Origin of the sequence: Pseudomonas sp. NPDC089407, from assembly GCF_044900445.1 — a bacterium.
In the GTDB taxonomy this organism is placed as follows: Bacteria; Pseudomonadota; Gammaproteobacteria; order Pseudomonadales; family Pseudomonadaceae; genus Aquipseudomonas.
Genome location: NZ_JBJDNB010000027.1, coordinates 77,169 through 97,652, shown reverse-complemented (window position 1 = coordinate 97,652; position 20,484 = coordinate 77,169). Strand labels below are relative to the sequence as shown.

General features: G+C 63.9%; 16 protein-coding genes. 6 read left to right on the top strand and 10 right to left on the bottom strand.

Annotated elements, in window-relative coordinates:
• Nucleotides 1-213 precede the first annotated feature (213 nt).
• From ACI2KG_RS20360 to lpxO, 3 genes are all read right to left on the bottom strand, one after another.
• Entirely contained in the window at nt 214-783 is a 570-nt protein-coding gene (locus ACI2KG_RS20360; protein ID WP_404663050.1) for a GNAT family N-acetyltransferase, read from the bottom strand.
• A gap of 78 nt (nt 784-861) precedes the next feature.
• Nucleotides 862-1,206, bottom strand: coding sequence for a carboxymuconolactone decarboxylase family protein (locus ACI2KG_RS20355; RefSeq protein WP_404663049.1), 345 nt, complete (start codon nt 1,204-1,206; stop codon nt 862-864).
• A gap of 481 nt (nt 1,207-1,687) precedes the next feature.
• A complete protein-coding gene (lpxO, locus tag ACI2KG_RS20350) occupies nt 1,688-2,587 on the bottom strand; it encodes a lipid A hydroxylase LpxO (RefSeq protein ID WP_404663048.1) in 900 nt (299 codons plus the stop codon).
• A 158-nt stretch (nt 2,588-2,745) separates the two neighbouring features.
• Between lpxO and thpR the strand changes: the two genes are divergently transcribed.
• A complete protein-coding gene (gene thpR, locus ACI2KG_RS20345; protein ID WP_400621408.1) occupies nt 2,746-3,291 on the top strand; it encodes an RNA 2',3'-cyclic phosphodiesterase in 546 nt (181 codons plus the stop codon).
• Between the two features lie 7 nt (nt 3,292-3,298).
• On the opposite strand, the gene ACI2KG_RS20340 is transcribed toward thpR, so the two are convergent.
• The 4 genes from ACI2KG_RS20340 to ACI2KG_RS20325 all read right to left on the bottom strand — a co-directional run bounded on the left by ACI2KG_RS20340 (nt 3,299) and on the right by ACI2KG_RS20325 (nt 8,639).
• Entirely contained in the window at nt 3,299-5,731 is a 2,433-nt protein-coding gene (locus ACI2KG_RS20340) for a TonB-dependent siderophore receptor (RefSeq protein WP_404663047.1), read from the bottom strand.
• A gap of 90 nt (nt 5,732-5,821) precedes the next feature.
• Nucleotides 5,822-6,799: a FecR domain-containing protein gene (locus tag ACI2KG_RS20335; protein WP_404663046.1), complete on the bottom strand. Its 978-nt coding sequence runs from the start codon at nt 6,797-6,799 to the stop codon at nt 5,822-5,824.
• Nucleotides 6,796-7,302, bottom strand: coding sequence for a sigma-70 family RNA polymerase sigma factor (locus ACI2KG_RS20330; RefSeq protein WP_404663045.1), 507 nt, complete (start codon nt 7,300-7,302; stop codon nt 6,796-6,798). Before ACI2KG_RS20330 ends, ACI2KG_RS20335 begins: the two co-directional genes overlap by 4 nt.
• A 431-nt stretch (nt 7,303-7,733) precedes the next feature.
• A complete protein-coding gene (locus ACI2KG_RS20325; RefSeq protein WP_400621396.1) occupies nt 7,734-8,639 on the bottom strand; it encodes an AraC family transcriptional regulator N-terminal domain-containing protein in 906 nt (301 codons plus the stop codon).
• A gap of 182 nt (nt 8,640-8,821) precedes the next feature.
• Between ACI2KG_RS20325 and calA the strand changes: the two genes are divergently transcribed.
• Entirely contained in the window at nt 8,822-9,874 is a 1,053-nt protein-coding gene (gene calA / locus ACI2KG_RS20320; RefSeq protein WP_404663044.1) for a vanillin reductase, read from the top strand.
• 142 nt (nt 9,875-10,016) lie between these two features.
• Here the strand turns inward: calA and ACI2KG_RS20315 are convergent, their stop codons facing one another.
• Entirely contained in the window at nt 10,017-11,333 is a 1,317-nt protein-coding gene (locus ACI2KG_RS20315) for a hypothetical protein (protein ID WP_404663043.1), read from the bottom strand.
• Between the two features lie 204 nt (nt 11,334-11,537).
• On the opposite strand from ACI2KG_RS20315, the gene ACI2KG_RS20310 reads away from it, so the two are divergent.
• Nucleotides 11,538-12,737 carry a sugar transporter gene (locus tag ACI2KG_RS20310; RefSeq protein WP_404663042.1) on the top strand — a complete coding sequence of 400 codons (1,200 nt, stop codon included), beginning with the start codon at nt 11,538-11,540 and terminating at the stop codon, nt 12,735-12,737.
• A gap of 90 nt (nt 12,738-12,827) precedes the next feature.
• On the opposite strand, the gene ACI2KG_RS20305 is transcribed toward ACI2KG_RS20310, so the two are convergent.
• The gene (locus ACI2KG_RS20305; protein WP_404663041.1) at nt 12,828-13,652 is read right to left on the bottom strand and encodes an aldo/keto reductase; all 825 of its coding nucleotides are present in this window, start codon (nt 13,650-13,652) and stop codon (nt 12,828-12,830) included.
• A gap of 247 nt (nt 13,653-13,899) precedes the next feature.
• On the opposite strand from ACI2KG_RS20305, the gene ACI2KG_RS20300 reads away from it, so the two are divergent.
• On the top strand, nt 13,900-14,778 hold the full coding sequence (locus ACI2KG_RS20300; RefSeq protein ID WP_400621382.1) for a DMT family transporter: 879 nt from the start codon (nt 13,900-13,902) through the stop codon (nt 14,776-14,778).
• Between the two features lie 381 nt (nt 14,779-15,159).
• Here the strand turns inward: ACI2KG_RS20300 and ACI2KG_RS20295 are convergent, their stop codons facing one another.
• Nucleotides 15,160-16,062, bottom strand: coding sequence for a LysR substrate-binding domain-containing protein (locus ACI2KG_RS20295; protein ID WP_404663040.1), 903 nt, complete (start codon nt 16,060-16,062; stop codon nt 15,160-15,162).
• A 620-nt stretch (nt 16,063-16,682) separates the two neighbouring features.
• Between ACI2KG_RS20295 and katG the strand changes: the two genes are divergently transcribed.
• Together katG and ACI2KG_RS20285 are read left to right on the top strand one after the other, a co-directional pair.
• On the top strand, nt 16,683-18,941 hold the full coding sequence (gene katG, locus ACI2KG_RS20290; RefSeq protein WP_404663039.1) for a catalase/peroxidase HPI: 2,259 nt from the start codon (nt 16,683-16,685) through the stop codon (nt 18,939-18,941).
• Nucleotides 18,942-19,204: 263 nt separating this feature from the next.
• Nucleotides 19,205-20,416 carry a M24 family metallopeptidase gene (locus ACI2KG_RS20285; protein WP_404663038.1) on the top strand — a complete coding sequence of 404 codons (1,212 nt, stop codon included), beginning with the start codon at nt 19,205-19,207 and terminating at the stop codon, nt 20,414-20,416.
• Nucleotides 20,417-20,484: the final 68 nt, after the last annotated feature.

The window sequence follows — 20,484 nt, the reverse complement described above, 5'->3', positions numbered from 1 at the left end:
ACCCAGCCCTTCCGGGCTGCGCTGTCTCGCAGAGAACATTGGCCTTTGTGGGAGCGGGCTTGTCCCGCGAAGAAGGCAACCCGGTGTCTGGCACCGGCTTTGCCGGTGTTCGCGGGACAAGCCCGCTCCCACAAGTTTCGTTAAATCAATAAGTTAGAGTTTGTTCTATGAGAGCGGGCAAGCCCGCGAAGAGGCCGAACCTGCGAGTGAAGATCAGCGCCCGCGTCGCCGCGACACCCGCGCCTCGATATTCTTGCGCCCGATCAGCAGCGGCGGCTTCTCCACCACTGGCTCATCGGCCAGCCACTTGTACATCACCAGGCAGTCCACCAGCCCCAGGCGGGCATGGCGATAGGCCTTGGGCAAGCGGCCAACGGTCTCGAAGCCCAGCTTGTGCCACAGCGCCACGGCCACTTCATTGCTGGCGACCACCGAGTTGAACTGCAGGGCCAGAAAACCTTCCTGGCGGGCCAGCTTCTGCGAGTGCTCGCACAGCAACCGGGCCACGCCGCGCCCCCGTGCCTGTTCGCAGACCATGTAGCCGCAATTGCCCACATGCGCGCCAGGCCCGGCCGCATTGGCCTTGAGGTAGTACGAGCCGAGCAGTGCGCCGTCCTCTTCGGCCAGCAGCGTGTGCAAGGGCAGCTCCAGCCACAGTTGGCGGGCCTGTTCGACGTTCAGGGCGGGGTCGAAAGCGTAGGTTTCACGGGCCTGGACAACGGCCTGAAAGGTGGGCCAGAAGCGCTCGAAGTCTTCGGCCATCATGGGGCGGATGTGGATCATGCGGGTTCCTGCGCGGGCTAAGGGGCCCAGTCTGGAGGGCTCGGCGCCGTCGTGCAAGGGCGACGGCGCCGTTCGGGCTCAGCTGCTGGCCTTGCCCACGGCATCCATGGCCCGCGCCGAGTAGACCAGCGCGGCACCGGCGTTCATTGCCACGGCCACGCCGAGTGCCTCGGCAATTTCCTCGCGGCTGGCGCCATGCTTGACCGCCTGCTGCGAGTGCACGGCGATGCAGCCGTCGCAGCGGGTGGTCACGGCCACGGCCAACGAGATCAGCTCGCGGGTCTTGGCGTCCAGGTGGTTGGTCTTGGCCCCGGCACCGCTGGCGGTCATGTAGCCGGCCACGGTGTCGGGGGACAGTTGCTTGAGATCGCCGATGCCGGCCATCAACTGCTTACGGTAGGCGTCCCAGTCCATCATGCTCATCGTCGTCACCTTGGGGTGGTTGCGAGTGGAGCTTTCAGGCTAGCCGAAGCGTGGCAGGTGTGAGGCTTGTACTTTGGTGCAAGCGAAATGAGCCGTTAGGCTGCGCACTATGGGAGTGGGATTGCTCTGATGTCAGTCAGTTAAACAGTAGCGGCTGACAGGTGCTTGCCTTGAGGTGTTGGGTGCCAGTGAGATCGAGCGCCGCCCGCGCGGCGCTTCGCGGCACAAGGCCGCCCACATCTGTTTCGGGCCAATCATGCCTGTGTCGTTGGCGTGCGTACCGTGGGTGCATGGCTGGAAATTGATGAAGAGCAGGGGCGCAGCCGACATCGAATGGAACAAACAAGGCGGGCAGAGGTGATCTCACAGGATTGACTGGCCCGAAACAGATGTGGGAGCGGCCTTGTGCCGCGAAGCGCCGCGCGGGCGGCGCTCGATCACACAGGCGATGCAAAAGGCGCGGTGAACGCTCTCACTTCACTCAGATGTAGATAAACACCAGCACCAATGCCGCAACCACGGCCCACTTCTCCAGGTAGTAGCGCATGCGATTACGCTTCTTCAGCGCCTTGCCGCGCTCACGGATCTTGTAGATGCGGGTGAACAGGCGGTTGATGCCGCCGGTCTTGTCGCCGGCAGTGTTCGGCGCGGCGGCAGCGGCCATGACGTTGCGGCTGAACCAGCGGTTGAACGCGGTTGCCCAGCGGTACTTGAGCGGGCGCTCGACATCGCAGAAAAGGATGATGCGGTTGTGTTCGGTGTTGTTGGCCGCGTAGTGGATGAAGGTTTCGTCGAAGACCACCCCCTCGCCATCGCGCCACGAATACTTTTCACCGTCTACGTCGATGTAGCAACCGTCATCGTTCGGCGTGTCCAGGCCCAGGTGGTAGCGGTACGAACCGGCATACGGGTCACGGTGACGCACCAGCTTGGCGCCCGGTGGCAGGGTGGCGAACATGGCCGCCTTGACCGTACCAATGCCTTGCAGCAGCTCGGTGGTACGGGGACACAGGGCCATCGCCGATGGGTGGCTCTCGCCGTACCACTTCAGGTAAAAACGCTTCCAGCCGGTCTTGAAGAATGAATTGAAACCGACGTCATCGTAATTCTCGGACTTCTTGATTTCGCCCACTTGCAGCAACTGGCGGCCCTCCTCGCGGATTTCCTGCCAGTGGTCCTGCAACGGTTTCAACTCGGGGAATGCCTCGACCGGCAGATAGGGCTTGGCCGGATGCTTGGAAAACAGGTACAGGAAGCTGTTGACCGGGGCCAGGAAACTGGAGTGGTCGCCCAGCTGACGGGTCAGCTTGTGGCGCACCCGACCGCGCAGGTGAACATAGGCGATCGAGAGGACGAAGATAAGTACGAGTGCAATTTTCATGGACGTTTACTTGTCGAAAAATGGCCATGCTTGATGGCATTAGCCCGCCAGCATAAACAATCATGAGGGTTATTTGCACTTATTGTTGCGAAACTGCAGGGCGACATTGGTGTAATACCCTACAGTCTTGCGCAAACGTTTCAGGTTCAGGAGTTCGTATGGTTCAGGATCTACGCCCCAGTGGCAGCCCGTTCAAGCGGCTGTTCTTCGCCTTGCCGGTCAGCGATGCCCAGCGCCGGGCGTTGGCCCAGTGGCGGCGCAACCTGAACCTGCGCAGTGGCAAGCCGGTGCCGGCTGCCAACTTCCATGTGACGTTGCTGTTCCTGGGTGACGTGGATGCCGCTCAGGTGCCTGCAATCTGTGCGGCGGTCGACCAGTTGACGCTACCAGGCTCGGCGCCACGCTTGCTGCTCGACCGCCTGCAGGTGTGGCCGCGGGTCGGCGCCCTGGTGCTGGAGGCGCAGCAGGTACCGCCGGCACTGCTGCAACTGGTGTACGGCCTGCAGCAGGCGCTGCTGCCGTTGGGGGTGGAAGCGGCCAGCCGCGATTATCGCCCGCACCTGACCCTGTCCAGGGATTACCGCGGCCAGCCGCCAGAGGCTGCCAGTGCGCCGGAATTTTTCCTCGGCGCCCGTCACTTCGGCCTGTACGAGTCACGCAAAGGCGCCTACTGGCCCTTGGCTCAGTGGCCGCTGGCGCAATGACCGTGGCTTACAACTCGGGGGTGTATTTGACCGTCAACAGGAAGTTGCGCGGCTCGCCGTAGTTGTTGCTGCCATTGAGCTGGTTGAAGCCTGCGACCCAGTACTTCTTGTCGAACAGGTTGTTGGCGTTGACGGCAACGTTCACTTCAGGCGTCAGCTGGTAGGCCAGGCGTGCACTCCACACCGTGTAGCCGGGCACGGTGTAGGTACGCTCGTAGCCCAAGGTGTGGCTCTGGGTGGTGAAACCCAGGCCGGTGCTCCAGCGTTGGCTGTCCAGCGGCAAGGTGTAGTCGGCCCATGCACGCAGCATGTGCTTTGGGGTCCACTGGCTGAAGGTGCGGCCTTTTTCGTCTGGGTCGTCCAGGAACTTGGTGGTGTTGTAGGTGTAGCCGGCAAACAGTTGCAGGCCGCTCAGCACTTCGCCGCTGATCTCTGCCTCAACACCCTGGCTGCGCACCTTGCCGGCAGCGGTAGAGCAGTACCAGTCGTCGCAGGCGAAGCCCGAGGCCACATCGGTGACTGCGCGGTTTTCCTGGTCATAGCGGAACAGGGCAAGCGAGGCGTTGACCCGGCCGTCGAGCAGCTCACCCTTCAGGCCCGTTTCGTAGTTGCTGCCGATGATCGGTTTGAGTGGCGTATTGCCCACCGCGCGTTCGGTTTGCGGGACAAACACATCGGTGTAGCTGGCGTACCAGGCCCATTCGCGGGTCAGGTCGTAGATGAAGCCGGCATAGGGGGTGACTTGCCCCGATTCGGTCATGCGGCTGGTCGGGTAGCGGGTACCCGGGTCGGTCAGGTTATTGAAGTCGATCGAGTCCCAGCTGTAGTCGAACCAGCTGACACGCGAGCCGAGAATCAGCGTAAGGTCCTGGGTCGGTTTGACGCGCCAGGCACCATACAGGCCCTTCTGGCGGATGTCGTAGCTGGCCCGGTTGGAGCGTGCCAGGTCGCCGTCGAAGACGCTGTCACGGCTGGGCTCCGGGCGATCATGGTCGATGGTGAAGATGTTGCCGCCCGCATCAAAGTTGCGCCAGTAGGCGTCGTCCGAGGTCAGCTTGGAGTAGTTGCCGCCCAAGGTGATTTCGTGGGCCAAGGGGCCAGTGTCGAAGTGGCCGACCACGTTCATGTCCAGGCCGAGTTTGGTCGAGTGAAAATCAGTGAGCCAGTCGGCGTAAGTGATGCCGCTACCGTCGGGTTCAACGCCTACGCCGGTGCTCTGCACGCGCTGGTGAGTGGACGTGTTCACTTCGTCCATACGCACGGCCGCGGCCTTGAACGCCCAGTCATCGTTGAAGCGGTGTTCCAGGTCCAGGTAGTAGGTGGTGACGTCGTTCTCTGCGCGGCTCCAGCGCGCGCCGGTGTAGGTGGAGCGCGGCAAGTCGATGGCCTGGCCGGTGGCGTAACGCGGCAGGCCACGCAGCATCGGCCTGGACTGCTGTCGGCTGTAGCTGATACCGCCGCCTACGGTGGTTGCATCGCTGAGGTCAATGTCCAGCGCACCGTACAGCGAGTGGTTCTTGGTCCACACATAATCGATGAAGCTGTCGCTCTGGTCTTCGTCGGCGACAAACCGCCCGCGCACTCGGCCGTCGCTGGTCAGCGGGCCGCCGGCATCCAGTTGCAGGCCGTAATGGTCCCAGGAACCGGCCTTGCCGGTGAGGGTGACGGTCGGTGCTGCCTGGCCGCGCTTGCGCACCAGGTTGATCGCGCCACCTGGGCTGCCGGTGCCTTGCAGCAGGCCCGAAGCCCCGCGCAGCACTTCGACGCGGTCGAAGAACACCAGGTCCTGGGTCGCCCAGTTGCCCAGCGAGTAGTTGTTGCGCGGGATCGGCACGCCGTCGTACTGCCAGTCGTCGATCTGAAAGCCGCGCGAAGTCACCACCACGCCTGGGCCAATGCCCTGTGCGCCGACAATGCCAGTGGTGTGGTTGAGTGCGTCCTGCAAGTCAGTGATGGCTTGGTCATCCAGTTGCTTGCGGGTGATGACGGTGACTGACTGGGGGATTTCCTTGAGCGTGTGGCTGCCTTTGCCCACGGTCACCGCACGCGCGGCATACGAGCCGCTGCCTTCGCTGGTGGCGCCCAGGTAGTTGTCGTTGATGCTGGTGGTGCCCAGCTCCATTACGTCATCCCCCAGGCTGGCAGGGGCCACGCTGAAGTGGCCCTCGGCGGACACTCGCAACTGCAGGCCACTGCCGGCCAGCGCGGCCTGCATCGCCTGTTCGGCGCTCATCTGGCCAACCACGGCAGGCGCCTGCTTGTCGTGCACCAGCCCAGGTTCCAGGGCGATGATGTGCCCGCTCTGGCTGGCGATACGGTTGAGCGTATGGGCAAGGCTGGCGGGCGGCAGGTCGAATGCCAGGGTTTGCGCCTGGGCTAGCACATTGAAGCTGGCAAAGGCGGCGACAAGAGGCAGGGCGCGGGGCCAGGGGTTGTACACGGATTACTCCCGAATGAAGTGGCTTTCAGGAGGTATGTGGGACGAGCACCGAAAACTTGCCAGCTTTGCGAATGATTTTCAGAAATATTTTCATTGGTTGGTTTTTCGATCAATCAAGGTCAGCCAGGGGCCGTAGCGTTCTACGGTGATCGGCAACGCTTCAGCCAATGCCGAGAGGGCCTGTTGCGGTTGGTCCAGCGGGAACACACCTTGCACACGCAGGTCACGTGCGGCGGGGGCAAGCCGGATGTAGCCACGCTGATAGGGGCGCAGTGCTTCGACCACGGCACGCAGTGGCTGGTCGAGCACCTCCAGGCGGCCGTCCAGCCAAGCGGCCCGTTGCAGTTGCTCGCCGCTCAGGCGCTCGATGCCGTGGTTGTGCAGCAAGGCTGCCTGACTTTGTTGCAGCTCTGCCCACTGGCCATCGACCAGGCTGACGCGGACACTGTGTTGCAGCACCACCACGCGGGTGGCATTGGCTTCCTGGCTGACCAGAAAACGCGTACCCAGCGCCTGCACGTACCCCTGTGCCGTGCGCACCCGCAGTGGCCGCTGTGGGTCGCGCGCCACCTGGATCAACAACTCACCGTGGCGCAGCAGCAACAGCCGTTGTCCGCCATCGAACTGCACATCCACGGCGCTGGCGCTGTTCAGGCTCAGGCGGCTGCCGTCGGCCAGTGTAAAGCTGCGCCGCTCGCCGCGGCCGGTGTGCAGGTCGGCCAGCCAGCCTTGGGCCGTGTCGCTGCGCCATCCGCCCCACAGGGCCGAGCCGAACAGGCCGAGGCTGGCCATGGCGCCCAGCATTTCACGGCGTGAGCGGGTCGGTTGCAGCAGCAAGCGGCGTGCTTCTGCGGCTTGGCCAGGGGCGCGTTGCTCCAGGCGGTGCAAGGTGGCGAACGAATAGCCGAGGCGTTGCTCCAGGCGCTGCCAGGCTTGCTGGTGGGCAGGGTGTTGCTGCAGCCACATTTCCAGACGTTGCAGCAATGCCTGGTCAGGTGTGGCGGCGCGCAGCGCGACCATCCAGTCGATGGCCTGCTCGCTGACGCGGTCCAGGTCAGGCCTGCTCATACCTCAAGCTCGCACAGGTAGCATTGGCGCAACGCCTGCTTCATGTAGCGGCTGACGGAGCGCTCGCTGATCTGCAGTCTTACGGCGATGTCGGCGTAAGTCATACCGTCCAGCTGGCTGTACAGGAAAGTGGCTTTAACCACCGTTGGCAAGCCATCCAGCACTTGGTCGATTGTTACCAAGGCCTCGATCAGCAGCAACTGCTCCTCGGCGGAGGGGGCGACAGCCTCGGGCAGCCGGGCCAGATGTTCCAGGTAGGCCTGTTCGAGTTGGCGGCGGCGATGGCGGTCGAAGATCAGCCGGCGGGCGATGACTGTCAGGTAGGCGCGCGGCTGCTGGAGGCTGTCCGGGTCGACCCGTGCGCCGAGCATTTGGCAGAACGTTTCGGCCGCGGTGTCTTCGGCATCGGCGTGGTTGCGCAGGCGTTTGTGGATGTGCTGGAGCAACCAGCGATGATGGTCGCTGAAGAAGAAGCCCAGTTTTCGGGTTGATGTGCTGTCCAACGCCTGGCATCCGTCGTGAGTGAAAATCGTTCTCAATAGTAGCCGGGTCGTTTGATGTCCTGCAATGGGGCGTCAGTTAAGCAGTGAGGGCTGACAGGTGCTTGCCTTGAGATGCTGGGTGCCTATGCGATCGAGCGCCGCCCGCGCGGCGCTTCGCGGCGCAAGGCCGCTCCCACATCTGTTTCGGGCCAGTTACTCCTGTGCTTTTGGCGCGCGCACCCTGGGTGCATGGCTGCAGAATGCTGAAGAGCAGTGGCGCCGCCGGTATCGAATGGAACAAACAAGGCGGCCAGCGGTGAACCCACAGGAGTGATTGGCCCGAAACAGATGTGGGAGCGGCCTTGTGCCGCGAAGCGCCGCGCGGGCGGCGCTCGATCGCATAGGCGATGCCAAAGGCACGGCGAACACATAGGCTTTGGGAATCGGCTTCGTTACACCGGCAAACTCTGATACGGCAGCTCATCCCCCGGGCTGCGCTCGAACTGGCGCTTGTACTCGCGGCTGAACTGCGACGTGCTCTGGTAGCCCACCCGGTGCGCCGCCTGCGCCACGCCCAGGCCTTCGCCAATCAGCATCTGCTGCGCCTTGAGTAGCCGCAGGCGCTTGAGGTACTGCATCGGCGCCATGTCGGTGCAGCGCTTGAAGTGCTCGTGAAAGGTCGAAACGCTCATGTTGGCGCGCGCGGCCAGGGCTTCCACGCTCAATGGCTCGCTGTAGTGCTCACGCAAGTGGGCGAGGGCTGCGCCAATGCGGGCGAAGTGCCCTTGCTGTTCCACCAGCGCCCGCAACACGCCAGCCTGCGGGCCGCGCAGGGCGGTGTACAACACCTCGCGCACGCGCGCCGGGCCCAGTACTTTGGCATCCAGCGGGTCCTGCAGGCAATGCAGCAGCCGCTCCACGCTTTCGCGCATCGGCGCATCCAGCGCTGCCGAGGTCATCGATTGCGGGGTTTGCGCCTGCACCGCAGCGTCTGGCGCCAGGTCCATGCTCTGCACCAACTCACCCAGCACGCCACGGTCAATGTCCACCGCCACGCCCAGCAGGGGCGCTTCGCGGGTGGCGAAGGTTTCGCACATGAACGGTACCGACAGCGCCTGCACCAGGTAATGCCCGGCACCGTATTCCAGGGTGCGCGGCCCCAAACGCGCCAGCTTGCTGCCCTGGGCCAGGATCATCAGGCTGGGTTCGTAGATCTGCGGGCTGCTGGCCACGTAGTGGTCCCAGCTCAGTACCTGTACCTGGGGCAGGTGGGTGGGTACGAAGCCTGGCCGTACGGCGAGGCAGCGGATCAGTGCGCAAAGCGGCGCGTTGGCGTCGACGTGGCGGGTCAGTTGCATGGTCAACCAGAGGGCAGAGAATCAGACAGCCTAATCATCGCAGATTGACTGCGTAGCGCCAGATGGCGCTTGGCATGTTCGGAGAATCAGGCATGCATGCCGGAGAATCAGCCGTGGGCGAAGCAACAAACGGCGCGCAGAATGCGCCGCCTGAATCGTTTCACTTTCTTGCGAGGCCCTGCATGTACACCGCCATCGGTTACGCCGCCCAAACCCCCACCAGCCCACTGGCCCCCATGACGTTCGAGCGCCGTAGCCCGCGGCCGGACGATGTCGCCATCGAGATCCTGTACTGCGGCGTGTGCCACTCCGACATCCACCAGGCGCGCAATGAATGGGGCATTGCCGTGTACCCGCTGATGCCAGGCCACGAGATCATCGGCCGGGTCACGGCGGTGGGCGATCAGGTCACCACGCACAAAGTCGGTGACCTGGTCGGCGTTGGCTGCATGGTCGACTCCTGCCGTCACTGCGAGGCCTGCGCCAAGGACCTGGAGCAATACTGCCTGGAAGGCCCGACCATGACCTACGCCACCCCGGACCGGGTCGACGGCAGCAACACCATGGGCGGTTACTCCAGCAGCATCGTGGTCAGCGAGCACTTCGTGGTACGCATCCCGGCCGGCATGGACCTGCCCAGCGCCGCGCCCATCCTGTGCGCCGGCATCACCACCTATTCGCCGCTGAAGCACCACGGCGTCGGCCCGGGCCACAAGGTCGGCATCCTCGGCATGGGCGGCCTGGGCCACATGGGCATCAAACTGGCCAAGGCCTTGGGCGCGGAAGTGACCCTGTTCACCCGCTCCCAGGCCAAAGCCGAGGAAGCCCGGCGCCAGGGGGCCGACCATGTGATCGTGTCCACCGATGCCGAGCAGATGCGCGCTGCAGCCGAACGTTTCGATTTCCTGCTCGACACCATTCCGGTGCAGCACGACCTGAACCCGTACCTGGAAACCCTGAAGTTCGACGGTGTGCACATTCTGGTCGGCCTGATCGAGCCGATCGACCCGGCGGTGCACGCGGCCAACCTGGTACTCAAGCGCCGGGTGCTGGCGGGGTCGTTGATTGGCGGCATTGCGGAAACTCAGGAAGTGCTGGATTTCTGCGCCGAGCACGATATCCGTTGCGATATCGAGATGCTGGATATTCGCAACATCAACCAGGCGTATGAGCGCATGATTGCGGGGGATGTGAAGTACCGGTTTGTGATCGATATGGCCACTTTGCAGGGTTGATTGATCGGTTGCCAGGGCCGGCCTCTTCGCGGGTAAACCCGCTCCTACAGGGGACGTAACAAAGTTCAGAATCTGTGCAGTCCTTGTAGGAGCGGGTTTACCCGCGAATAGGCCAGCCCAGGCAACAAAGATGCTGGACCGGTTACCAGACCATCGCCCTGTCCCAGCCTTTCCAGAACAACCACCGCCGCACTTCGCCATGCGCCCCGGTCCCGATCTGCCATGCTGGCCGCCCGCTGTCCAGGGCAATCACCGACACAATCCCCGCATGGCTCGCCGCCACTAGCGTACGCCCGTCGACACTGATATCCATGGCACTGATGGTCGACCCCAGGTAGTGCTCCCAATGCTCCCTACCGTCTTCGCCAAACGCCCGCAGGTAGCCATAGGCATCCCCCACGATGTACTCGCCAGCGCGTGCCACCACGGCGTACACCCGCGCGCCGTCCTGCACCAGCGGGGTACGCGGGTCCTGGCTGTAGTAGTCGGTTTGCAGCCCTGGCAGATCAGCCACCCGGGCTGCCAGCGTGGCACCGCTGTAGAAGTGGCAGGCGTTCAGGATCAATTGGTCGCCGGCCCGGTTGAACAGCGCAAAGTGCGGGTATTCGCTGCCGGGGCCGATCTCGGCCACAAGCCTGAGCTGGTCGTCCAGCACCCGATGCCGGCTGCCTTGCTCACCCACCACGATCCAGCGGCCATCCGCCGACACTGCGCCATGCTCCATGCTCAGCCCAAGGTTGATGTCTTCCGGCTCGGTACCTTCAGCCAACTCATCGAAAATTCGCGTCTGGTTTGGCAGCAGGCGAGTCGCGCCCTCGGTGGCCAATACAAAGGTGCCTTCGGCACTTACCAGCAGCACGCGCTGGCCATCGGGGAAGGGCGTCAGCGTGGTCGGCGTGGGCGGCAGGTCGAATGGTTCGAACGGGTAACCCGCTGGCAACCCCTCCAACCCGGTCGGCCAGGCCAGGCGCTGCACCTGCGGGCCGCCCCAGCCATCGGTCACGCGCACACCTTCGGCATTGGCCAGGGCGAAGTAGCGCCGCGCCGGGCAGCGACCGAAGTGCTCGATGCCGATCACCGGGGTCACCCCATGGTGGTCGATACGCACCACCTGGCCCTTGTCGTAGGGCATGCCGATGCGGGCCAGCAGGCTGTTGTCATCCAGCAGCAAGACATTGCTGATACCTTGGCCGTGGTCATCGAGCAACGGCAGCAGGGGTTGATGCGCAGGGGGCCAGGCGGCGCGGAAGGCCTGGCGTTGTTGCTCGTCGGCACCTGGGAGGTTGGCCACCTGCAGGGCTGCCAGCCAGGCGTCGAGCAGGTGCCCGGTGGCTGGCACCGGTGGCTCTTCGAGGCTGTCCCAGCCTTGCGCACGGCCTTGCGCGATGTAGTCGTTGACGGCCTGGGCATAGGCGGTAACCGCCTGTTGCCATTGCTGCTGGGGGTGCTGCTTGTCCATGAGCGGATCGGGCTCCTTGTTACATGCGTTTCATACAAAGCGCGCATGGTACTCCTTCTGCCTGACTTGCGGTTGTGAGGCCCCGGCTTGACGCGTACCATGCCGGGCATTCCTATTCATAACAAAGCGTACGTCGGCAGCCTTGCAAGCGGGGGGGCTGGCGTGCGACCTGTTGCCTTGTCTGCGGAGAAGCATTTTTCACCCATGAACGGACCCACTCCCACCCACATGCCGCCCACGACGGGCGGCGGCAGCTGGCTGAGCGTTATTGCCCTGGCCTTGGCGGCCTTCATCTTCAACACCACCGAATTTGTTCCGGTGGCGTTGCTCAGCGACATTGGCCGCAGCTTCGACATGAGCACCGCCCAGGTCGGCCTGATGCTGACCATCTACGCCTGGGTGGTGGCGCTGGCCTCGTTGCCGATGATGCTGCTGACCCGCAATATCGAACGGCGGCGCCTGCTGCTGTTCGTGTTCCTGGTGTTCATCGTCAGCCACTTGTTGTCGTGGCTGTCGCAAAGCTTTGCCATGTTGCTGGTCAGCCGTATCGGCATTGCCCTGGCGCATGCGGTGTTCTGGGCCATCACCGCCTCGCTGGCCGTGCGCGTGGCGCCGCCAGGTCAGCAGGCCAAGGCGCTGGGCCTGCTGGCCACCGGCACCACCCTGGCCATGGTCCTGGGTATCCCATTGGGCCGCGTGGTGGGCGAGGCGCTGGGCTGGCGCATCACCTTCCTGAGCATTGCCGGGGTGGCGCTGGCCACCATGCTGTGCCTGATGAAATCGCTGCCGCTGCTGCCCAGCCAGAACTCCGGCTCGCTGCGCAGCTTGCCGATCCTGTTCAAGCGCCCGGCGTTGGTCATTACCTACCTGCTGGTGACGCTGGTGATCACGGCGCAGTTCACCGCGTACAGCTACATCGAGCCGTTCGCCCTGCACGTGGCACAGATCGGCGGCGAGCGCACCACGCTGTTGTTGCTGCTGTTCGGCGGCGCCGGGGTGTTTGGCTCGCTGTTGTTCAGCCGCTACAGCGAACGCTTTCCGCATGGCTTTCTGGTGGGCTCGATCGGCGTGCTGGCGGCATGTCTGCTGCTGCTGTTGCCGCTGTCGGGCAACTTCTACCTCTTCGCGGTGTTGAGCATGTTCTGGGGTGTGGCGATTCTCAGCTTCAGCCTGTCGCTGCAGTCCAAGACGCTGAAACTGGCGTCTGACGCTACCGACGTGGCCATGGCGCTGTTCTCGGGCATCTACAACATTGGCATTGGTGGTGGTGCGTTGCTGGGCAGTATCGTCAGCAGCCAGATGGATGTGGCGGATATCGGGCTGGTGGGCGGTAGCGTGGCGGTGGTCGGATTGCTGCTGGCAATGGCCAGCACCCGACGCTTCCGCGAGGCGCTGACACACTGACTGGGCAGCCTTGATTGGGGTACCGGCCTCCTTTGCGGGTGAACCCGCTCCCGCAATGGGCCGCGCAAGCTTTCAGGGCTTGAGCAAGGCTCAGCTATTCCAGTCCGGCGCAAATGCCGGGCTGACTACGCGTTGGTCCTTCGGCAGCGCGGCTATCGCTGCGCGGTCTTCGTCATCCAGGTGCACGGTCAATGCTGCCAAGTTGGCCAGCTGGTTTTCACGGCTGCTGGCCTTGGGTATCGCTGCCACACCGTCCTGGTCCAGCAGCCACTTCAGCGCCACCTGGCTAGGCAGTACGCCGTGCTTGCGGGCGATGTCCTGGATCACCGGCTGCGCCGCCGCCTGGCCCCGGGCCAGCGGGGTGTAGGCGGTGAGCAGCAGGTCACGGCTGCGGGCGTAGTCGAGCAGCGGTTGCTGGCTGAGCAGTACGTGGTATTCCACCTGGATCGCCGACAGCGGCGCGCCCAGCGTTTCCACCACCTGGCGCAGCAGCCCCAGCGGGAAGTTGGCCACGCCGATGTGGCGCGCCTTGCCCTCGTCACGCAGGGCCACCAGGGTGTCGATGCTGCGGGCCAGGTCCCAGTCCTGGCCAGGCCAGTGGATATGGAACAGGTCGACCTGCTCGGTACCCAGGGCGCGCAGGCTGTCTTCCAGCGACTGGCGCATGGCCTTGGGCTCCAGGCGATCCCACCACACCTTGGTGGTCAGGTGGATCTGTTCGCGCGGCACATCGCTGTCGCGCAGGGCCTGGCCGACGGCCGCTTCGTTGTCGTAGGCGGTGGCGGTGTCGATGTGCCGGTAACCCACGTCCAGGGCCTGGTGTACGGCCGCGGTGCACTCGCTGCCGGTCATTGGCCAGGTGCCGAGGCCGATTGCAGGCAGGTCCAGGCCGTTACGGGTGGTAAGCCTTTGCATGTAAATTCCTTGTACGGTGGGCAGGGTTGGCGGTCGATGGTCGATCATCAGCACGACACGGGCCATGCGTGCGAGGCACAAAGTGGTCGATCAGCGAACACAAATTGCGTTCAACCTGGACAAACGGCAAATGAACTTCCTTATCCTGCGGCATCTCTTCTAGAATCCGAGCTGTTGCATCCGCCAGGCCAGGCCTGTGCGGCCTTCCCTGGGCGTAGCGTGCCGCCGCGCCGTCATCGAGAGAGCCATGAGTTCCAGCACACCGCTGTCCGGCGTCAACCAACCCTTGCGCGGCATCGCCCTGGTGGTAGTGGCGACGTTCCTGTTTGCCAGCCACGACGCCTTGTCCAAATTCCTTGGCGGCCTGTACCCGATCGTCATGGTGGTGTGGGCGCGTTATGTAGTGCATACGCTGCTGATGGCCGGCATCTTCCTGCCCAAGTCCGGCCTCAACGTACTGCGCACCCGCCGTCCGCTGTTGCAGACCTTGCGCGCCCTGAGCCTGTTGAGCACCAGCCTGCTGTTCACCACTGGCCTGCAATACCTGCCGCTGGCCGAGGCCACGGCGGTCAACTTCCTGGCGCCGGTGCTGGTCACCGCGTTGTCGGCGCCGCTGTTGAAAGAGCGGGTGACGGTCGGGCAGTGGGTGGCGGTGGTGCTGGGCTTTATCGGCGTGCTGATAGTGGTGCACCCGGGTGGGGCAATGTTCACCCCGGCGATCCTGTACCCGTTCGGTTCGGCATTGGGCTTCTGTTTCTACCAGTTGCTGACGCGCATCCTGGCTGCGCATGACAGCCCGACCACCAGCAACTTTTATGCAGGGCTGTGCAACACCCTGGCGATGAGTGCGCTGGTGCCGTTCTTCTGGGAAGTGCCGCGCTGGGACCACGCCTTGCTGATGCTGGCGCTGGGTGGCTTCGGCATGACCGCGCACCTGCTGCTGACCCAGGCCTTCCGCCATGCGGCGCCGGCATTGCTGGCGCCGTTCAGCTATTGCCAGATCGTGTTTGCCGGGTTGCTTGGGCTGGTGGTGTATAGCCAGGTGCCGGATACCTTGAGCCTGGTGGGGATTTCGGTGATCTGCCTCAGTGGGCTGGGGGCGGCGTGGATGCAGCGGGGTAAGTGAAGTTTTGCGTTGGTGCGAAGAGGCGCATGGCTAAATTTTTTTTGCGCCTGTGAGATCGAGCGCCGCCCGCGCGGCGCTTCGCGGGACAAGCCCGCTCCCACTGTCTGTTTCGGGCCAGTCACTTCTGTGGGGGCACCGCTGGCCGCCTTGTTTGTTCCATTCGATATCGAAGGGGGCGCAGTTGCTCTTCAGCGATCACCAGCCATGCACCAAGGCTGCAACCCACCTGGCGCAGGAGTCATTGGCCCGAAACAGCTGTGGGAGCGGGCTTGTCCCGCGAAGCGCCGCACGGGCGGCGCTCGATCTCACAGGCACCAAACCTCTTATGGCGATCACCAGGCAGCCGTTACTCGATCCACAGCCGCCCCCGACAAAGCCAATCTACCGTGCCATGAACTGCAGGATGCGTTCCCGCAGCCAGCGTTCGGCCGGGTCGTTGTCCTGCGCGCCGCTCCAGACCATCGACAGCTCGGCTTCGGTGATGTCGAACGGTGCCGGGTCGGCGCGCAGGCTGCCATCGTCGGCCAGGGCGCAGGCAGCGTAGTCCGGCACCGTGGCGATCAGTTCGGTGTTGCGCAGCAGGGCGCGCAGGCTGCCGAACTGCGGCACGGCCAGCACCACCTTGCGGCAGCGGCCGATGCGCGCCAGGTCGAGGTCGATGTTGCCGCTCATGTCGCCGGAGAACGACACCATGACATGTGGGCGGGCGCAGTATTCGTCGAGTGTCAGCGGGCCGGGGCGGTCGTCGGCGCGCAGCACGCGCACGCCGATGTCACGCAGCTTACGGCGCTTGGCAGTGGCCGGCAGGTCCGTGGTGTAGCTCACCCCGACCGAGATTTCACCGCTGGCCAGCAGGCCCGGCATCAGCAGGAAGTTGGCCCGGCGCACGACCACGCTAATGTCCGGGGCCTCTTCGCGCAGGGCTTGCAGCAGGGCCGGGAACAGGCCGAACTCGGCATCGTCCGACAGGCCCAGGCGGAACACGTTGCAACTGTTGGCCGGCTCGAATTCGCGGGCACGGCTGATGGCAGCGGAAATCACGTCCATGGCCGGGCCCAGTTCGGCGAAGATCTGCATGGCTCTTGGCGTGGGCTCCATGGCCCGGCCACTGCGGATCAGCAGCGGGTCGTCGAACAGCTCGCGCAGGCGGGCGAGGGCGGCGCTGACGGTGGACTGGGTGATGAACAGCTTTTCACCGACGCGGGTCAGGTTGCGTTCGATCATCAGGGCTTCGAACAGCACCAGCAGGTTCATGTCGACGCGGCGCAGGTCGTTGCGGTTCATGGGGCTCGGGTTCCGGAGTAGAAGGCTTGGCGGTGTATTGAAGCATGTGGCAGGCCTGGTTGCCTTGTATGGATGTGCCGGCCCTGTCGCCGGCAAGCCAGCTCTCATAGAACAAACTCTAACTTATTGATTTGGTGAAACTTGTGGGAGCGGGCTTGTCCCGCGAACACCGGCAAAGCCGGTGCCAGACACCGCGTTGCCTGCTTCGCGGGACAAGCCCGCTCCCACAATGGCCATTGTTCTCTGCGAGACAGCGCAGCCCGCAAGGGCTGGGTAATCTCCCACAGGAACACCACAGGTTTGGCGTGTTATGGAGTCCTGTAGGAGCGGGTCACCCGCGAAGAGGCCGGTACAGGAAAGCTGACAGAGCCAACCTATCACCCTCCAATACCCACTCTATTAGAACTCTGCCCAAGCTCGGCTAGTCTTTCCCCTGGCCCCGCGAATTCCGCGTGCGGGCGGCGTTCCAGCACCTGCGTGCAAGACCGCGCTCACCCGCCGTGGCAGTTTCGCAAGCCCCGTATACACCTGATGAGGGGTAGCACGAGCCCACACGCTCGGCTGAAAGAACACCTGGCATAGACCGGAAATCTGGATAACCGACCCAAAGGTACCCGCAGATGTCGAACGAATCGAAATGCCCGTTCCATCAAACCGCAGGTGGCGGCACCACCAACCGTGACTGGTGGCCTGACCAGCTCAACCTCAGAATCCTTCATCAGCACTCGTCGAAGTCCGACCCGATGGACGCAGATTTCGACTACGCCAAGGCGTTCAAGAGCCTCGACTTCCAGGCCCTGAAGCAAGACCTGACCGCCCTTATGACCGATTCGCAGGACTGGTGGCCAGCCGACTTCGGCCACTACGGCCCGCTGTTCATCCGCATGGCCTGGCACAGCGCTGGCACCTACCGCATTGGCGATGGTCGCGGCGGTGCGGGCTCTGGCCAGCAACGCTTCGCCCCGCTCAACAGCTGGCCGGACAACGTCAGCCTGGACAAGGCCCGGCGCCTGCTGTGGCCGATCAAGCAGAAGTACGGCAACAAGATTTCCTGGGCCGACCTGATCGTGCTCACCGGCAACGTCGCCTTGGAATCCATGGGCTTCAAGACCTTCGGCTTCTCTGGCGGCCGCGCCGATGTGTGGGAGCCCGACGAGGATGTGTACTGGGGTTCGGAAAAGGTCTGGCTGGGCGGCGATACCCGCTACGGCAAGGAGCAGGTCAAGGCCCAGCCGCCGGGGCAGGGGGACCTGGTGGCCGAACCTGCCAAGCGCCCGGAAGAAGAAAGCCGTGACCTGAGCGGTGAGCGCAACCTTGAAAACCCGCTGGCCGCCGTGCAGATGGGGCTGATCTACGTGAACCCGGAAGGCCCGGAAGGCAACCCCGACCCGGTGGCTTCGGGCAAGGACATCCGTGACACCTTTGGCCGCATGGCCATGAACGACGAAGAAACCGTGGCGCTGATTGCCGGCGGTCACGCGTTCGGCAAAACCCACGGTGCCGGCCCTGCCGACAACGTCGGCCCCGAGCCGGAAGCAGCAGGCCTGGAACTGCAAGGCCTGGGCTGGCCCAACAAGTTCGGCACCGGCAAGGGCGGCGATACCATTACCAGCGGCCTGGAAGTGACCTGGACCTCGACCCCCACCCAATGGAGCAACGAGTACCTCAACAACCTGTTCAACTTCGACTGGGAGCTGACCAAGAGCCCCGCCGGTGCGCACCAGTGGACGCCGAAGCACGGCAAGGGCGCGGGCAGCGTGCCGGATGCCCATGACCCGGCCAAGCGCCATGCGCCGTCGATGCTCACCTCTGACCTGGCGCTGCGTTTCGACCCGATCTACGAGCCGATCGCCCGTCGCTTCAAGGATAACCCCGACCAGCTGGCGGATGCCTTCGCCCGTGCCTGGTACAAGCTGATTCACCGCGACATGGGCCCGCTGGCACGCTATCTGGGGCCGGAAATGCCCAACGAAGAGCTGCTGTGGCAAGACCCGATGCCGAAAGTCGAGCACCCGCTGGTGGGTGAGCAGGACATTGCTGCGCTCAAGGCCAAAGTGCTGGCAACCGGCCTGAGTGTTGGCGAGCTGGTGGCTACGGCATGGGCGGCGGCATCGACCTTCCGTGGCTCGGACAAGCGTGGCGGGGCCAACGGTGGCCGCCTGCGCCTGGCGCCGCAGAAAGACTGGGCGGCCAACCAGGGCACCGGCAAGGTGCTGGCGACACTGGAAAAGGTACAGGCCGAGTTCAATGCCGGCGGCAAGCGGATCTCGCTGGCCGACCTGATCGTCCTCGCCGGTGCCGCAGCAGTGGAAAAAGCCGCCAAGGACGCCGGGCATAACCTGCGCGTGGGGTTCCAGCCAGGCCGTGCCGATGCCTCGCAGGAACAGACCGACGTCGAGTCGTTCGCCGTGCTGGAGCCGCTGAGCGATGGCTTCCGCAACTTCAGCAAAAGCCGCTACAGCGTCAAGGCCGAGAAACTGCTGCTGGATAAAGCTCAGCTGCTGACCTTGACCGCACCCGAGCTGACCGTACTGATCGGTGGCCTGCGGGTGCTGGGCGCCAACCATGGCGGCAACACGCAGGGTGTATTCACCGACAAGGTCGGCACGCTGACCAACGACTTCTTCCGCAACCTGTTGGACATGGGCGTGGAATGGAAGCCGACCTCGGCGGATAACGAAGCCTTCGAAGGCCGCGACCGCAAGACCGGGCAGGTGAAGTGGACCGGTAGCCGGGTTGACCTGGTGTTTGGTTCGCATGCGCAGCTGCGGGCGTTGAGCGAGGTGTATGGCAGTGGCGACGGTGGCGACAAGTTCGTGCGCGACTTTGTTGCGGCTTGGGAGAAGGTCATGGAGCTGGACCGTTTTGACCTGAAATAGCAGCGTTGAAAACCGGGGCGCTTTGCGCCCCATTCGCGGCACAAGGCCGCGCCTACAGAGGTACTGCATAGCCTCTCGGCTTGCGCGATACCTGTGTAGGAGCGGCCTTGTGTCGCGATGGGCTGCAAAGCAGCCCCGAGGGCAGTGGTGGTAACGCCAATTTGAGGTCGGATAGATACAAAAGCCCCCTCGTCGGTTCTGTTGCAATGCTTCTCAGGCGGCCGGCCTGAACAGCGTGCTAACAACGACAAGGAACCCCGACCATGAAAATGCCCAAGACCCTGAAAATTCGCAACGGCGACAAGGTGCAGCCAACGTTCTCTGCCCAGGAATACGCCGCCCGTCATGCCCGGCTGCGGGCCTACATGGCCGAGCAGGACATCGAGGCGGCGATTTTCACCTCTTACCACAATGTCAACTACTACAGCGATTTCCTCTACTGCTCGTTCGGCCGCCCGTATGCGCTGGTGATAACCCAGGACAAGGTGGTCTCGATCAGTGCCAACATCGATGGTGGTCAACCCTGGCGGCGCACGGTCAGCACCGACAACATCGTCTATACCGACTGGCAGCGCGACAACTACTTCGTTGCCATCCAGCAGGCGCTGCCGCTGGCTTCACGCATCGGCGTGGAGCATGATCACCTCAACCTGCAGAACCACAGCAAGCTTGCCGCCTGCTACCCCAAGGCCGAGCTGGTGGACATCGGCGCACCGTGCATGCGCATGCGCATGATCAAGTCGGTCGAGGAGCAGGCGTTGATCCGTCACGGTGCTCAGGTGGCCGATATTGGCGGGGCAGCGGTGGTCGAGGCGCTGCGCGAGCATGTGCCGGAGTACGAAGTGGCGCTGCATGCTACCCAGGCGATGGTCCGCGAAATTGCCAAGCGCTTTCCGGATGCCGAGCTGATGGACACCTGGACCTGGTTCCAGTCCGGGCTCAATACCGATGGCGCACACAACCCGGTGACCAGCCGCCGGGTGGGCAAGGGCGAGATCCTCAGCCTCAACTGCTTCCCGATGATCGCCGGCTATTACACCGCGCTGGAGCGCACGCTGTTCCTCGACCACTGCCCGGACGAGTACCTGCGCCTGTGGCAGGCCAACGTCGAAGTGCATGAAGCCGGGCTGAAGCTGGTACGCCCGGGCATGCGTTGCAGCGACATTGCCCGCGAACTGAACGAAATCTTCCTGCGCCACGACCTGCTGCAGTACCGCACCTTCGGTTACGGCCATTCGTTCGGCACCTTGAGCCACTATTACGGCCGTGAGGCGGGCCTTGAGCTGCGCGAAGACATCGACACGGTGCTGGAGCCGGGCATGGTGGTGTCGATCGAACCGATGATCATGCTGCCCGAAGGGCGGCCGGGGGCGGGCGGCTATCGCGAGCATGACATCCTGATCGTCAACGACAGCGGCGCCGAGAACATCACCCGGTTCCCGTATGGGCCGGAGCACAACATCATTCGCAAATAAGCATCGGCGTCGCCTGCTTCGCGGCTAAAGCCGCTCCTACAGGCATTTCACTGCTGTTGTAGGAGCGG

Bases quoted from the DNA above. Each gene is read 5' to 3' on its own strand.
- calA (WP_404663044.1), top strand. From the start codon at position 8,822: ATGTACACCGCCATCGGTTACGCCGCCCAAACCCCCACCAGCCCACTG.
- ACI2KG_RS20310 (WP_404663042.1), top strand. From the start codon at position 11,538: ATGAACGGACCCACTCCCACCCACATGCCGCCCACGACGGGCGGCGGC.
- ACI2KG_RS20285 (WP_404663038.1), top strand. From the start codon at position 19,205: ATGAAAATGCCCAAGACCCTGAAAATTCGCAACGGCGACAAGGTGCAG.
- ACI2KG_RS20335 (WP_404663046.1), bottom strand. From the start codon at position 6,799: ATGAGCAGGCCTGACCTGGACCGCGTCAGCGAGCAGGCCATCGACTGG.
- katG (WP_404663039.1), top strand. From the start codon at position 16,683: ATGTCGAACGAATCGAAATGCCCGTTCCATCAAACCGCAGGTGGCGGC.
- ACI2KG_RS20360 (WP_404663050.1), bottom strand. From the start codon at position 783: ATGATCCACATCCGCCCCATGATGGCCGAAGACTTCGAGCGCTTCTGG.
- ACI2KG_RS20305 (WP_404663041.1), bottom strand. From the start codon at position 13,652: ATGCAAAGGCTTACCACCCGTAACGGCCTGGACCTGCCTGCAATCGGC.
- ACI2KG_RS20295 (WP_404663040.1), bottom strand. From the start codon at position 16,062: ATGAACCGCAACGACCTGCGCCGCGTCGACATGAACCTGCTGGTGCTG.
- lpxO (WP_404663048.1), bottom strand. From the start codon at position 2,587: ATGAAAATTGCACTCGTACTTATCTTCGTCCTCTCGATCGCCTATGTT.
- ACI2KG_RS20315 (WP_404663043.1), bottom strand. From the start codon at position 11,333: ATGGACAAGCAGCACCCCCAGCAGCAATGGCAACAGGCGGTTACCGCC.
- ACI2KG_RS20355 (WP_404663049.1), bottom strand. From the start codon at position 1,206: ATGAGCATGATGGACTGGGACGCCTACCGTAAGCAGTTGATGGCCGGC.
- ACI2KG_RS20300 (WP_400621382.1), top strand. From the start codon at position 13,900: ATGAGTTCCAGCACACCGCTGTCCGGCGTCAACCAACCCTTGCGCGGC.
- ACI2KG_RS20325 (WP_400621396.1), bottom strand. From the start codon at position 8,639: ATGCAACTGACCCGCCACGTCGACGCCAACGCGCCGCTTTGCGCACTG.
- thpR (WP_400621408.1), top strand. From the start codon at position 2,746: ATGGTTCAGGATCTACGCCCCAGTGGCAGCCCGTTCAAGCGGCTGTTC.